13 protein-coding genes and 4 pseudogenes are annotated in these 13,989 nt (G+C 65.9%); 6 read left to right on the top strand and 11 right to left on the bottom strand.

The window, feature by feature from the left end; translation table 11 throughout:
• Positions 1–31: 31 nt before the first annotated feature.
• Together OG735_RS40115 and OG735_RS40110 are read right to left on the bottom strand one after the other, a co-directional pair.
• Positions 32–955, bottom strand: coding sequence for an RNA polymerase sigma-70 factor (locus OG735_RS40115; RefSeq protein WP_327328052.1), 924 nt, complete (start codon positions 953–955; stop codon positions 32–34).
• Positions 956–1,092: 137 nt separating this feature from the next.
• Positions 1,093–1,566, bottom strand: a complete 474-nt coding sequence (locus tag OG735_RS40110; protein WP_327328051.1) for a carboxymuconolactone decarboxylase family protein — start codon at positions 1,564–1,566, stop codon at positions 1,093–1,095.
• Between the two features lie 327 nt (positions 1,567–1,893).
• Between OG735_RS40110 and OG735_RS40105 the strand changes: the two are divergent.
• Positions 1,894–2,013, top strand: a pseudogene (locus tag OG735_RS40105) (SDR family oxidoreductase); the annotation flags it as partial.
• A gap of 445 nt (positions 2,014–2,458) precedes the next feature.
• Positions 2,459–4,099, top strand: coding sequence for a cytochrome bc1 complex cytochrome b subunit (gene qcrB / locus OG735_RS40100; protein WP_327328626.1), 1,641 nt, complete (start codon positions 2,459–2,461; stop codon positions 4,097–4,099).
• Positions 4,100–4,128: 29 nt separating this feature from the next.
• Here the strand turns inward: qcrB and ctaF are convergent, their stop codons facing one another.
• Positions 4,129–4,518 (bottom strand): aa3-type cytochrome oxidase subunit IV, encoded by a 390-nt coding sequence (ctaF, locus tag OG735_RS40095; RefSeq protein ID WP_327328050.1) that lies wholly within the window; start codon positions 4,516–4,518, stop codon positions 4,129–4,131.
• On the bottom strand, positions 4,515–6,203 hold the full coding sequence (ctaD, locus tag OG735_RS40090) for an aa3-type cytochrome oxidase subunit I (RefSeq protein WP_327328625.1): 1,689 nt from the start codon (positions 6,201–6,203) through the stop codon (positions 4,515–4,517). The genes ctaF and ctaD overlap by 4 nt, the downstream gene beginning before the upstream one ends.
• A 327-nt stretch (positions 6,204–6,530) precedes the next feature.
• Between ctaD and OG735_RS40085 the strand changes: the two genes are divergently transcribed.
• The gene (locus OG735_RS40085) at positions 6,531–6,866 is read left to right on the top strand and encodes a transposase (protein WP_327328624.1); all 336 of its coding nucleotides are present in this window, start codon (positions 6,531–6,533) and stop codon (positions 6,864–6,866) included.
• Here OG735_RS40085 and OG735_RS40080 read toward each other — a convergent pair.
• The 5 genes and pseudogenes from OG735_RS40080 to OG735_RS40060 form a co-directional block, all read right to left on the bottom strand.
• A pseudogene (locus OG735_RS40080) lies at positions 6,768–7,552 on the bottom strand (phytoene desaturase family protein); the annotation flags it as partial. The gene OG735_RS40085 and the pseudogene OG735_RS40080 sit on opposite strands and share 99 nt — an antisense overlap.
• Positions 7,553–7,719: 167 nt before the next feature.
• A complete protein-coding gene (locus OG735_RS40075; protein WP_327328623.1) occupies positions 7,720–8,256 on the bottom strand; it encodes a cysteine hydrolase family protein in 537 nt (178 codons plus the stop codon).
• A gap of 375 nt (positions 8,257–8,631) precedes the next feature.
• Entirely contained in the window at positions 8,632–8,892 is a 261-nt protein-coding gene (locus tag OG735_RS40070; protein ID WP_327328049.1) for an ANTAR domain-containing protein, read from the bottom strand.
• A gap of 9 nt (positions 8,893–8,901) precedes the next feature.
• Complete coding sequence (locus OG735_RS40065) at positions 8,902–9,270, bottom strand: STAS domain-containing protein (protein ID WP_327328048.1); 369 nt, start codon at positions 9,268–9,270, stop codon at positions 8,902–8,904.
• A 109-nt stretch (positions 9,271–9,379) separates the two neighbouring features.
• Complete coding sequence (locus tag OG735_RS40060) at positions 9,380–9,607, bottom strand: DUF5133 domain-containing protein (protein WP_327328047.1); 228 nt, start codon at positions 9,605–9,607, stop codon at positions 9,380–9,382.
• A 720-nt stretch (positions 9,608–10,327) separates the two neighbouring features.
• On the opposite strand from OG735_RS40060, the pseudogene OG735_RS40055 reads away from it, so the two are divergent.
• Positions 10,328–10,653 (top strand): annotated as a pseudogene (locus OG735_RS40055) (plasmid stabilization protein).
• Between the two features lie 130 nt (positions 10,654–10,783).
• Here the strand turns inward: OG735_RS40055 and OG735_RS40050 are convergent.
• Positions 10,784–11,884, bottom strand: a complete 1,101-nt coding sequence (locus OG735_RS40050) for a PP2C family protein-serine/threonine phosphatase (protein WP_442812572.1) — start codon at positions 11,882–11,884, stop codon at positions 10,784–10,786.
• 191 nt (positions 11,885–12,075) lie between these two features.
• Entirely contained in the window at positions 12,076–12,333 is a 258-nt protein-coding gene (locus OG735_RS42215) for a hypothetical protein (protein ID WP_442812650.1), read from the bottom strand.
• Between the two features lie 111 nt (positions 12,334–12,444).
• Between OG735_RS42215 and OG735_RS40040 the strand changes: the two genes are divergently transcribed.
• Entirely contained in the window at positions 12,445–12,723 is a 279-nt protein-coding gene (locus OG735_RS40040; protein WP_327328046.1) for a GlsB/YeaQ/YmgE family stress response membrane protein, read from the top strand.
• Between the two features lie 131 nt (positions 12,724–12,854).
• Positions 12,855–13,587 (top strand): annotated as a pseudogene (locus tag OG735_RS40035) (sodium:solute symporter); the annotation flags it as partial.
• Between the last annotated feature and the right edge of the window lie 402 nt (positions 13,588–13,989).

Genomic DNA, 13,989 nt, shown 5'->3' with positions numbered 1-13,989 from the left:
GTAAACGAGCCGGCCCAGGCCGGTCCCGAGGTCACTTCATCTCCCGGCGGGCCTGCTTCACCTCGCGGTCGACGGCCCAGGCGTCGGCGACCGGCCCGAGGTGGCCAAGCTTGTCTGGGTTGATCACCGAGCGGATGGTCTGGATCTGCCCGTCGAGCACCTCGATGGCCAGGACGTGGAGCACCTTGCCGTCCCGGTCGCGGAAGACCGCGCCGGGCCGGCCGTTGACCTCGTGCGGCTCGAACGTGACGTCGATCCGGGCCAGCAAGGGGAAGACGGAGGTGAGCAGCCGGGCCACATTCTCGGCGCCGACGACGGCCCTGGCCAGCTGCGGGGCCTTGCCGCCGCCGTCCCCGACCATCGACACGTCGGCGGCGAGAAGATCCCGCAGGCCGGCGAAATCGCCTTCGCGGAGGGCGTCGAAGAACCGCGCCGCCAGTTCCTGCCGCTCCTGACGGTCCGCTTCGAACCGTGGCCGCCCGGCGCGCATGTGACGTCGCGCCCGTACCAGCAGTTGCCGGCACGCCGCCTCCGACCGCCCCACCGCCGCGGCGATTTCGTCGAAGCCGAAGGCGAACACCTCTCGCAGCACGAACACCGACCGTTCCAGCGGGCTGAGCCGTTCCAGGAGCAGCAGCGCCGCCATCGACACCGAGTCGGCGAGCTCCGCCGAGCGTGCCGGATCCTGGTACGGATCGCTGAGCAGCGGCTCGGGGAACCACGGTCCGACATACTCCTCCCGCCTCACCCGGGCAGAGCGCAGCACGTCGATCGAGATACGCGTCACCGTGGCGGACAGAAACGCCTTGGCCGAGGCGGGCCGGGTCGCCGAGGCGTCGAAGCGGAGCCATGCCTCCTGCACTGCGTCCTCCGCCTCACCCACGCTGCCCAGAATCCGGTACGCGATCGAGAACAGCAGCGGCCGCAGCTCCTCGAACTCATCGACCTTGCTCATGCAGACTCCCCCTTGCAGTGCTCCCGCCCGGCCGGACTCGCGCCGGCGAGGCATCCTCTGAAGATCATCCGGTTCGTCGGCGGGACAGCACAACGCCCCCGGCCCGCCCCCGGCCTGGGCCAGGGGCGGGGGCCTGTTCAGTGGAACTGCCCGACCTCGTAGTCGCCGGCCGGCTGCTGAGCGATGATATTCAGCCGGTTCGCCGTGTTCATGAAGGAGACCAGGACCGCCAGGGCGGTGAGCTGCTCCTCGTCGTAGTGCTCGGCCGCACGCGCCCAGACCTCGTCGCTCACACCGCCGGCCGCGTCGGCGACCCGAGTCGCCTGCTCCGCCAGCTCCAGGGCGGCGCGCTCGGCCTCGGTGAAGACCGTGGCCTCCCGCCACGCCGCCGCCAGGTTCAGCCGCACCGAGGTCTCGCCGACTGCGGCGGCCTCCTTTGTGTGCATGTCGATGCAGACTGCGCAGCCATTGATCTGGCTCACGCGCAGCGCCACCAGCTCCTGCGTCGCGGCCGGCAGGGAGGATTCCTTGATCGCCTTGCCCGCCGCCATGAAGTGCTTGAAGGCCTTGCCGGCGGTCGGGCTGGCGAAGTAGTTCAGTCGCGCGTCCATCGTGTGCTCCTCCGTGGTCGTCAGTGGCTACACCCCCTGAGACGAGGTAGCCCGTCGCCCTGTGACACGGTGGGGCGTGTGACCCACGTCTCCTCGCCGCCGGCGCACGTCAGCCGACGAAGTACTTGCCGTCCACGATCAGTACGGCGTCCTTGCGGAGGCAGCGCCGTGGCTGGAGCGCGAGCTTCGGTCCGAGGTGGTCGATGACACTTGCCGAAGGCGCGCGGGCTCAGCCCGGTGAACGGGGCCATCCAAGACGGCTCCGCCGTGATCACACCAGCCACAACCCAAGATCATCACACATCAAGATCACTTACGGAACAGCCCTTAGCCAGCCCGGATGCCTCCTATGTAACTGGAGCGTCGTGGGCGGTCGACGGAGGGATGCTGCGGATGGGACCCAAGGCCGGCTCCCATTTTCATGACGACTCCTGGCGCCGCCTCTGAGGGAGGGATGGAGTCGGAGCGGGGAGTGCCTCGGATTGACAGCCTCCCTAAAGGGTGGGCATTTCCGACTGGCCCGCCGTTGCGGGGCGGGCTTTCGAGTGGGTTCCTGTTTCAAGGGACCATGCCGGGGGCCGTGTTGACGCACCTGACCGTACCGGCCCTCCGCAGGCGTTTCGCCTCTTCGCCTGCCGGCGGCGAGGATGTTCGCGTCCCCGAACCAAGGACGCGTTTCCTCCCCGACCTGAACTAAAGGCCCGGCTTCCACCCGAGAAGGCTTCGATGGACGCGACTCCTGTACGTCTGCGATGGGCTGCTGTTCTTCGCCAGGGCTCGCAGTGAGGCCTTTGTCGCTGACAGCGATTGAGTCCGCGGCCCGTGGGTTATCCATGACTGGCGAAGCGGCGCTCGATGGCGCATGTTCACGGGATCGTCGGGAGAGTGGTGCATGCCCCTTCAGAAGCGCAGGACGCGATTGAAGGCCAGGGCCGGGGAAGCCACCATCAGCGGGTTCACGGCGGTAGACGGGCGGCTGCCCGTCGCCGAACTGGCCAGGCAGCTATTGCGCAAAGCCTTCCCCGACCACTGGTCCTTCCTGCTCGGTGAAGTGGCTCTCTACTCCTTCCTGGTGCTATTGCTGACCGGTACCTATCTCACCCTCTTTTTCGACCCGAGCATGGTGGAGAGCGTCTATACCGGTCCATACGAGCCGCTGCAGGGGCGGAGCATGACACAGGCCTACTCCTCCACCCTCGACATCAGCTTCGACGTACGCGGCGGCCTGTTGATCCGTCAGGTACACCACTGGGCGGCACTGGTGTTCCTCGCCGCGATCACCGTTCACATGCTGCGGGTCTTCTTCACCGGAGCTTTCCGCAAGCCCCGAGAGGCCAACTGGATTGTGGGCGTGACGCTGTTTCTCCTCGCCCTCCTCGAAGGCTTCGCGGGCTACTCGCTGCCCGACGACCTGCTGTCCGCTACAGGTCTGCGTACGGCGGCCACCATCGTCGGTTCAGTTCCCATCGTCGGGACGAATCTGGAGATGGCCGTCTTCGGCGGAGAGTTCCCAGGCCATGTCATCCTCCCCCGCCTGTACGTCGTGCACCTCTTGCTCGTTCCCGGCCTCATTGTTGCCCTGATCGTTGCTCATCTCATCCTGGTCGTCTATCTCAAACACACGCAGTGGGCTGCCCAGGGAAAGACCAACAGCAACGTCGTCGGTCAGCCGATGTTCCCTCAGTTCACCGCGAAGTCCACCGGCTTCTTCCTCATGGTCTTCGGCGTGCTTACATTTCTCGGGGCCCTTGCCCAGATCAACCCCGTATGGGCCTACGGCCCATACCGCGCCGATCAGGTCTCCGGTGACGCCCAGCCGGACTGGTACGTCGGGTTCCTGGAGGGAGCGATGCGACTCATGCCCCCCTGGGAGACCAATTTTGCGGGCCACACCATCATGTGGAATGTCTTGATTCCCGCAGTGGTGCTGCCCGGCGTCGTCTTCACCGTGCTGTTCCTCTATCCTTTCTTCGAGAAGTGGGTGACCGGCGACCGCCGTGAACACCACCTGTGCGACCGGCCGCGCAATCGCCCGACCCGCACTGGACTCGGCGTGGCGGCCATCGTCTTCTACGCGATTCTCCTCCTGGCCGGCGGCAACGACGTCATCGCCTTCTCCTTCCGGGTTTCGGTCAACACCATGACCTGGATTCTGCGTATCGCGCTGGTACTTGCTCCCCCGCTGGCGTTTGCTGCGACCAAGCGCCTATGTCTCGCTCTTCAGATGCGCGACCGGCGCCTGCTGACCGAGGGAGAGGAAACCGGACAGGTGACTCAATCGCCCTACGGCGAGCTGTCCGAAAGTCATCGCGCCCTCAGTCCCCCCACCCGCTACCGTCTGCTGCTGCGGGACATCCCGGAACCCCTGAGCCTGCCCGCCGAAGGCCCGGTCTCGCGCCGGCGGCGGCTGAACACGGCTCTGAGCGTCTGGTTCTACCGCGATTACGTCGAGCTGCCTGCTACGGACGAGCAGCGAGCCAAGATCGCGCAACGGACGGCTCCGCCGGACCCGGTTGGCGATCACCACGACTGACAGACCGGGCGAGCCACTCGTGTGAAGCCTCAGTCTGCAGACCCGGCGTACTGGAGGGCCATCCCGCACACTCCGGCCAGGGCCACCCCTACACCGATCAGAAGGAGCCACAGTCCGAACACCGTCCCGAGGGCGAGTAAGGCGGCACCGCCGGCGGTCAGCACTGGCCAGGCACTGTGCGGGGGGAAGAACGCGACCAGTCCGGCCCGCTCCTGCACATATCCCTTCTTGCGGTCCTCCGGGCGGCTCCCCTTCCTGCGGTAGTTCGCCCCGAAGAAGAACGAGACCAGCAAAGCCATCAGGAAGGCGACGGTGAGCGCCGCCGTACCGGCCGGCTCCTTGGACCACACAGCGTAGAGAACGTCGGTCAGAAGAAAAAATGCGGCGACACCGGCGAACACAATGCTCTCCGTCTTCATGCGTTCGCGCCCCCCGGCGTGTCCTCAGTCGGCGTGTTTTCTCCAGGGCCGATGCGCGGTTTTTCCATCAGAGCGCCATACTTCAGGTCGAACGCCGGGGAATCGGAGCGTACTCGGGGCAGAGCGTAAAAGTTGTGGCGCGGCGGGGGGCAGGAGGTCGCCCATTCGAGGGACCGGCCGAATCCCCACGGGTCGTCGACCTCGACCCTCCGTGCGGAGTGATGGGTACGCCACACGTTGTAGAGGAACGGCAGTGTCGACAGGCCCAGGAGAAATGAGCCGATCGAGGAAATTGTATTGAGGAGAGTGAAACCGTCAGCCGCGAGGTAGTCGGCGTAACGTCGCGGCATACCTTGCTCGCCGAGCCAGTGCTGGACCAGGAAAGTTGTCTGGAATCCGACGAATAGAGTCCAGAAGTGGATCCGCCCGAGCCGTTCGTCGAGCATGCGTCCGGTCCACTTCGGCCACCAGAAGTAGAACCCGCCGAACATCGCGAAGACCACTGTCCCGAAGAGGACGTAGTGGAGGTGGGCCACGATGAAGTATGAATCAGTCAGATGGAAGTCCATCGGGGGCGAAGCAATCAGCACTCCACTGAGGCCACCGAGCAGGAAGGTGACAAGGAATCCAAGCGACCAGAGCATGGGCGTCTCGAAGGAGACGCTGCCGTGCCACATGGTGCCGATCCAGTTGAAGAACTTGACTCCGGTCGGTACGGCGATGACGAAGGACATCATGGAGAAGAACGGCAGAAGCACGGCTCCCGTGGCGAACATATGATGAGCCCAGACGACTGCTGAGAGCATGGTGATGCCGATTGTGGCACCGACCATACCGACGTAACCGAACAGCGGCTTCCGGCTGAACACAGGGAGGATCTCGCTCACCACACCGAAAAACGGCAACGCGACGATATACACCTCCGGGTGGCCGAAGAACCAGAAGAGGTGCTGCCAGAGCAGCGCGCCGCCATTGGCGGAGTCGTAGATATGGGCGCCGAACTTCCGGTCGGCCTCGAGGACGAGCAGCGCGGCGGTGAGCACTGGAAAGGCCAGCAGCGCCAGGATCGACGTGAAGAGAACGTTCCATGTAAAAATGGGCATGCGGAACATCGTCATTCCTGGCGCACGCAGGCACACGATGGTGGCGACGAAATTCACGGCTCCCAGCGTCGTACTGAGCCCGGAGAGCACCAGACCCATTGCCCACAGGTCACCGCCGGCGCCAGGCGAGAACACGGAACTGTTGAGAGGGGCATAGGCAAACCACCCGAAGGCCGCCGCCCCGCCCGGGACGACGAATCCGGACACGACGATCAACCCGCCGAAGAGAAACAGCCAGTAGGTGAGCGCGTTGAGGCGGGGAAAAGCGACATCTGGCGAGCCGATCTGCAGCGGCATAACAGCGTTGGCGAAACCGGCGAACATCGGTGTGGCGAACAGCAGCATCATGACCGTGCCGTGCACGGTGAACAGCTGATTGTATTGTTGGGCGCTGACGATCTGCAGACCGGGGCGGGCGAGTTCCGTTCGCATCAACATGGCCAACAGCCCGGCCAGCAAGAAGAATCCGAACGCCGTAACCATGTACAGATTGCCGATGACCTTGTGGTCCGTGGTTGTCAGCCAGCCCATGAGCCTGACGCCGGCACTAATTCGTTTGTTGGTGACCGATTCGGCAGACATGGCTTGTTGCTGATCCTGCGTCATCGTTCCCGTCCCGAATAGTCCGCGATTTACCCGCGGCTTTAATGGTGGCACCTTGAACCACGGACAGGACGCGCGACTGGCGGATGAGACGACGAATTTCATCAGCTCACCGGCACGCACCACCACCTACCCTTCCAACGAAACGGCGTGACCAGTCTGTTGCCGCGTTCGACATCGAAGACGGAAGCGTCATCGGTTCCCTTCACCGCCGCCACCCGGCCGTGGAGTTCAAGAAACCTGGTCAACATAGACAAGGCGGTGCCGGGCGAACTCGATGTCCACCTGGTCTGCGACAGCTAGGCCATCCACAAGGCGCCCGCGATCAAAGCCTGGCTCGGACGACGCCCCCGCTTCCACGTCCACTTCACACCGACGGGTTCCAGTTGGATCAACCGGGTCGAGCGATGGTTCGGACACCTCACTGACAAACTCATCCACCGCGGCACCCACAGATCGGTGCAAGCCCTCGAAGCCGACACTCGCACGTGGATCCAGCCCTGTAGCCCTGAGCCCGTGAGATATACGCAGGGCGGCGGGTTAACCGATGGCACGGCCCCCTCGGACGTCGATTTCGCGCACAGGTTCGCCGCAGCGCACCGTGCCGCCACGGCGTTCGAGGCGACGGACCATCGCGGCTGACAGCTGTCCCGCACCTCCGGCCGGAACTGGGAAGCCGTGGTATTGGCCGAGCATGCACAGCAGCCATCCGAAGCCGCCACTGCCTGCGGCCTCCAGAGCCAGATCCGCATGCAGCGCATTCCCTGCCAGCATCAAACGCCGCACCACGGAATTCCTCCTCGCCGAGCCACCGGGCGGGCAGCACGAGAGACCGCGCCAGAGGCAGACCGATGTCCACGCAGCCGGAGCGCGACGGGCCCCGGCCTTCAGCGGGGGGGAAGGGCGTGAACAGCGCGTCGAGGAGATCCCTGCTGATCTGCTCCCAGGTGCCGCACATACGCGACCAGGCGGCTCCGTCCCCGGCGGCGAAGGAGTCCAGCCTTTGCGCGGGTCCGGTCCTGTGACCGCTTGAGGACGGCACAGCGCCCGTCCGGGAGGGGATGGGCCGGCACGGAGGGCGGGTGGGCCCAACGCAAGCCCTCGGCCTGCAGGTTCAGGCCCTGGATGACAGGTGGCGCCGCGGCGAGCGGGGAGAAGGCACTGAACCTGTCGTTCACATAGTCGGGTGCACTCCGAGGTCGCTCCGAACAGCGCCTCCAGACTCACTTTGCGCCTCGAGAACCTCGACGCTCCAGCCCGCATCCGCCGGGAGATTCGCCGCTACCAGACCGTCCGGGACCTGCTCCGACGACCACCGCGTCCAGCATGCTCGGCTCCTCACTCCGGCGCGTCGGCCAGGCTGCTTGAAGCCTGAGGTCGGGCGTCGACAGCGTGCAGAGTTTCACCCAGGGACATGGTCGACGGTACGGCCACACCTGCGCCCGCCGCCGCCAGCAACATCCTCCACGCACGCCTGTGAAGGGTTGCGGCCTGCCTACAACTCAATGTCCTCGCTGCTGCGGATGTCGGCGTTCATATTGCGTTGCATCATCCGCAGAGCGGCGTCGGCCAGATCGGCGTGGATGTGCGCGACGGCGTCGTCCGGCACGGTCACCTGCAGATGCCGGATGTGAGCATCGAGGGCGGAATAGAGCACGCACTGCTCAGTGACCTGTCCGCACAGAATGATGTGCCCCACGTCCAACTGGGTGAGCAGGTAGGACAGCGGGGTCCCGTAGAAGATCGAGTGTCGCGCTTTGACGATGAAGAGGGAGTCGTCGTCAGGTCTCAGCGGCTCTACCAGATCGGCGTGCCGACCGGCGAGAGCCGTCTCCACGATCTCGCCGTGATGCGAGCGCCACTCACCGAAGTTGTCGTTGACGTAGATGACCGGAACATTGCGCTCCCGGGCACGCTCGATCAGTCGGACGATCGCCGGGACAGCCTTCACGGCAGAGGGGAGGAGGAGCTCCGCATCGGGATGATCATAGGTGTTGATCATGTCGATCACGACGACAGCGCAGTTCCTCATGGAAGCCATGGTTCCACTCCATGCAGCAGCCTGCACACCCAGCCGACTACCGATCCGTAGCCCAGATCGGAGCAGCGCGTTCGCGACCGACGCAGGGTGCGTTGTCGTGGTTGGTGCGGCTTTCATCGGGGGCAATGCGGGAGTAGCGCGGGGGCGCGCAACGGCTGCGGCTCTCGACGGCGCTACCGCGACCGCGCGACGGAAGGCTCTCCCCTCCGGCCTCCGTTGGGCACTCGAACCAGCTGGTGAGGAGGGCCGAGGGGCAGGCGAATAGGCTCGGTCCGGGACGGGGGCAGCCCGAGCGTCCGGGTGGCGGACGGTGCCGGGCGAGGGACTTCTCCACCTCGCTGCGGATGCCAGGCGGGAGCTGACCGGTCATCGCCCGGTGACGATGAGTTCGGCGACGCGGTGCAGTTTGATGTTGGTGTGCTGCGACACTTCCCGCAGCACGGTGAAGCCCTGATCGGCGTCCGTGCGCGCGGCAGTCATGAGGACGCCGATCGCCTGGTCCACCACTGCGTGTGAACGCACCGCCTGGTGGAGCTGGTGCACTTCCTCCTTCAGAGCCGTCACCTCGTCGGCTGGAGGTTGGCTCGAGGCGACTTTTCTGTCTTCGGGTGCAGGATCGGTGTCCATGGCCGACGGTCAGGTCCCGATCGCATCCAGCGCCTCGCCCAGTGATGACGCGCACGGCACGCCGCTTCCACCGCCAGCCGCCTTGAGCACCTGCCGGACAGGCGGGGAGGGGGCGGCCAGATAGAGCGCCGTCTGACGGTGCAGTGGAAGAAGCAGGGCGAGGAGGCCGGCGTCAGCCGAGGTCACCGCCCTGGCGTCAACCACGATCGCTTTAGCGCCTGCGAAAAGGAGCTCGTCGAACTTCTTCTGCACCGGTGCCAGCGCCTTGGTGTCGAGGTCGCCGCCGACCGTCACCACCCAAGTGCGGCCGCGGCGGCGACAGCCGAGAACTTGGGGTCTCGCAACGGGATGCGGGGCTGAGGTATCGATGTCGGACATCCCCCACACGTAGCAGAGCCCTTCGGGTCGGGCCAGATGTCCTGGCGAACAGCCCACACCTCCGCCGCGGCGGGCGGGGACGGGCGCTGCTCGTTCGAGTACCGGAATGTCAGTCTGCGAGGACGGAGTCGTCTTCGGGGCGCGCACCGGGCAGCCGGTGGCGGGCGGCGACCAGCGCGGCATCCACGTCGCGGGTGCCGGTGGACACGCACAGCGTGTAGGCGAGGTCATCCATGCGCCGCTGGCCCTCCGGGCCGCCGTCCTCGGCATGCAGAACCCTCAAGGTCTCGTACTGCTCGATCAGGTTCTCCAGCACCGCAGGGTGAGCCATCAGCACCACACATCTCCTTTACGCCAGGCACAAGTTGGTACTCCCGATGGTGCGGCGCCTACCCGGACCCCGCATCTTCATGCAGGCACAACAATTTCCGCCGCGGGACAGTCACCTCGAGGGGCATGGCGGCTGTGCTGAAGAAGCGAACGGACATCGGCAAGCGCCGCGCTGGTTGCTGGAATTGTCACCTACGGTTGCTCAACCGGAGAATCGGCGAACCGTCCGACGGCGTCTGCGACTGCTGCAACAGCTTCAAGGACCTCAAGACATCCGCCGAGCGGCTGAAGGCTCTCGCGTTTAAGGACAACTGGAGCCGCAGGCGCACAGTGTTCCTTTGCAGGATCATGTTCCGGAGTGAACGACCCACATTCCCGTCAGTCTCGAACGCCTCATGCCAAAAGGCCCTCGACTGCCCAGCGCGGCCGCCGTCGTGCTTCAGAACTGGAGGAAGAACATCACGGGAGGCGATTCCACTCTGGCTTCGTACGGCGGCACGAAGGCCGAGGACGCCTTCGGCCTAGCGCACAGGTGCCATCCCGGATCCCCGCGGCGCTGCCCTTTGCCGCCCGATTGGCGGTCTGGTGTCCCGGGCGGAACGGTATTCGGCGGTAGTTGCTGCGGTCGTCGGTGTGTGTTTGTCGGCCGCGGGCAGGCGCTGAGTGAGTGCTGAGTGGGTCCAGACAACTCGGTCGACTGAGCTGTCCGAAACTAAGGAGAGGTGTCATGCCGACAGGTTCCAGCCCCAAGCGGGAGCGTCAGTACGAGCACATCAAGGAGAGCACCGAGAAGCGCGGCGCCTCCCCTGGGCGCGCGAAGGAGATTGCTTCGCGGACGGTCAACAAGGAGCGGGCCAGGGCTGGGGAGTCGAAGACGGCCAGCAAGCCTCCACGCAGGACAAGAAGTCCGCATCCCAGCGCGGCGGCGAGCCTTCTCACGGCGGGGCGCAATGACCGACGAGGGACCAGCTGTACGAGGAGGCCAAGAAGCGCAACATCGACGGACGCTCGTCGATGAACAAGCAGCAGCTGCGGCAAGCCCTGGGCCGCTGACCGTGTGTGCCACCGGGGGGATCCTCGCACCGCCCACCGAACCAGCCGCTGACCACCGGCCCCTGCTGCAGCACGCCCCTCGCAGTCATGTTCCCGTAGCGGAGGCGGCGCCGTGGGGCTCGCTTCCTGATCAGGCGGCGCGGGGAGGGCGGCGCCGGGAAACCACCAGGATGGCCATGTCGTCCTCGTGTTCGCCCTCGGTCCAGAGGCCGACGTCTTTGGTGAGGGCATCCACCAGTGCATCGGGGTCCCTGAACCGTCTGCGCATGCGCCCTGAGGAGACCGGATCATAGAAAGTCCCCCGCTTGTCCCGCGCCTCGGTGACACCGTCAGTCACCAGCAGCAGCGAGGCCCCCGGGGGCAGCCGCACCACATCGACGGGCACGGAAGCAGCAGGAGTGATATCGCCCAGCCCCACCCCGAGGGGCAGCTGTGGGGCGGTCGGGTCGAGCCGCACGAGCTGTCCATCGTGAACCAGGTACGGGGGCGGATGCCCGCGGTTCACCAGGCTCAGCACCTCGCCGTCGGCGGAGACCTCAGCCAGCACAGCGGTGGTGAAGTCCTCCGTGGAGATCACCGGGCCGCTCCGGGCCGCTGCCCTGGCCAGCGCCTCGTCCATCCGCTGACCCAACGTGACCAAGGTGGGAGCGTACTCGGCCTCCTGACGGAACGCTCCGATCGCGACCGACACGGCGGCGACAGCCGCCATACCTTTGCCCCGCACATCTCCGATGATCATCCGCACCCCGAACGGCGTCTCCTGCACCGCGAAGAGATCACCGCCTATCCGCGCCTCGGCCTGCGCCGCCGTATACCCCGCAGCCACGGTCAGCGGCCCGACCTCACTCGGCGGGTCCGGGAGCACCGCCCGCTGGACTGCCTCCGCGACATCCCTGGCCATCGCCAGATCGCGCCCTTGCCGCACAATGAGCCGGTTGACCGCGAGAGCCAGCACGCCGATCAAGCCGACCACGGCCAGATCGACAAACAATGGCGTCGCCGGACGTCCGCGTTCGATATCCACCGCCACCGAGACCACGCACGTGACACACACGACGGCGAGGGCGGAGCGGAAGGAGAGCGTGGCGCCCGCGACGAGCGGCGCGGCGGCCAGCAGCGGGAGTCCCGTGTACGGCTGGGGCGCGAAAAGGTCCAGGAGGACGCCAGCCACGAGGGCCAGCGCCGCGAGCATCCACGGCACCTTCGCCAGCGTGGGTTGCAGGACTTTCACAGTGCATCTCCTGCTGCCGGGCCGCGCTCACGGCCCGGAAGGAACGGAGCACCCACACGGTTTGCCTTACCGCACCATGTTTGCACTACCAATGGCTTCACATATACGCCTAGTGGGCCAGATGCGCTCGTTTACGGGCGCACTCCCAACCAAGCCGACATCACCCCATCAAGTTGAGTAGCAGTGATCGCCTACAACCCGATCCGGCCACTGAGGAACACGCCGTCGATCCGGGCGTCATCACCGGGCCCGGTCTCCAGGCCGCCCGCTCCGCCGCCGTCGCACCTTCGGCGCTCGCCTCGGTCAGTCTCTCGCCCCGGATCTGTTTCCGGTGACATGAAGCCGGGCGAGCCGATCACCGCCCCGGTGGAGGTCAGGCCGCCGATGTGGCGGCATCCAAGGCGGGGGGCGATGCCGAAGCCGATCACCTTCGGTCCGCCGATGGTCACCAATCGCGGTGGATGAGCCTGGCGGCGTGGATGCCGCTGTTTAAACCCGGTTCCCCGGCGCAGACGATAACTGAACTCAGCCGTACATCCCCGAGACGGGAGAGGATCATCATGGGCATCATCGCCTGGATACTCATCGGCTTGCTCGCCGGAATGATCGCCAAGCTTCTGATGCCTGGCAAGGACCCCGGCGGCATCATCATCACCATGCTCATCGGCATCGCCGGCGGCCTTCTCGGAGGCTGGCTCGGCAAGGTCATCTTCGGCGTCGACTCGATCGACGGCTTCTTCGACCTCTCCACCTGGGTCGCGGCGATCGTCGGCTCCCTGATCCTGCTAGCCCTCTACCGGCTCATCACCGGAAACAGGCGCACCCACCGGCACGCGTGACGGTGACGAGCGACGAGAAGCTGAACCCGTACGAGGCAGGGGCGCCTCAGCGCGGTCGGGTCGTGTCCCGCAGGTTCGACCGCGCCAGGGCGACTACTCGCCGCCGAAGGGAACGCATCGGCGCGGACACGGGCTTGCTGGCACTGCTGGGCTTCATGGCCATCGCGGCAGGCGTCGGCCAGGGCGTGACCGGGTACAAAGCGCAGCTTGCCGTGCCGCAGCTGTTCGCCGTCATGTTCCCGGACTGGTTCACAGGCGTGGCCTTCGCCGCGATCGGTATCGGCGCACTGGTGCCAGCGGCCATCATGTCGATCGCAGCGGCGAACCTGTTCACCCGTAACGTCTACAAGGAGTTCCTCAAGCCGGACGCCACTCCCGCGCAGGAGACCTTCGTCTCCAAGGTGACGTCGCTGGTGGTAAAGATCGGCGCGGTGGCGTTCGTTCTCGGAATCGACCAAACAGTTTGCCATCAACCTGCAACTCCTCGGAGGCATCTGGATCCTGCAGACGTTCGTGGCCATCGTGGCAGGTCTGTTCACCCGGTGGTTCCAGAGCTGGGCGCTGCTGGCCGGCTGAGTGGCGGGCATGGGGTACGGCACCTGGAAGGCGTACGAGGTCCCCGGCACCAAGCCTGGCTCACACTTCGGCGGCAGCTCCGCCGAGATCCCGGGTATCGGGCAGATCGGCTACATCGGCCTGACGGCCTTTGTGCTCAATCTGTTGGTGGCGCTGGTGCTGACCCTCGTGCTGAAGGCAGTCAACGCGCCCTCGGGCACGGACCAGACCTCGCCCGCCGACTACACCGCGGAGGTGGGCGACCCACACGTGGCGGGCGAGACCCCGCCGGCCATTCCGACGGACTGAGCAACCAGTACACGGGAGGCATGAGGCCGACCACGTTGCGGGGAGCCCCGACAGATGGTCGCTGCGGCCCGCCCGGTGACAGCTCTGGGGAATCACGTCAGCGTCACAGCGAGTATTGCTGACACGACTGCGCAGACCGCCGCAGAAAGCATCGCCGTCCGCGCCGGGCGCCTGTCCGCGTCGCCAAGGGCACTACCTCAGACACAAGGACTGTGGGGAGCTGTGGGGCGCGGGCGCCGAACTGACACATCTGCGCACACCATACGCAGTCGTCAGCGCATTGCAGCGGGGAGTCCAGCCAATACACCTCTGGCAGCGAGGCGCCAAGCGCCGGGATTGAGTCGTTAACCAAAGGCTCACCCTCGAATCAGCGGTCGACCCTGACCACTTGAACCGGCAAGC

The sequence above is a fragment of the Streptomyces sp. NBC_01210 genome, assembly GCF_036010325.1.
Classification (GTDB): Bacteria; Actinomycetota; Actinomycetes; order Streptomycetales; family Streptomycetaceae; genus Streptomyces.
The sequence above is the reverse complement of the archived record's forward strand: the minus strand, read 5'-3'. Positions and strand labels throughout refer to the sequence as shown.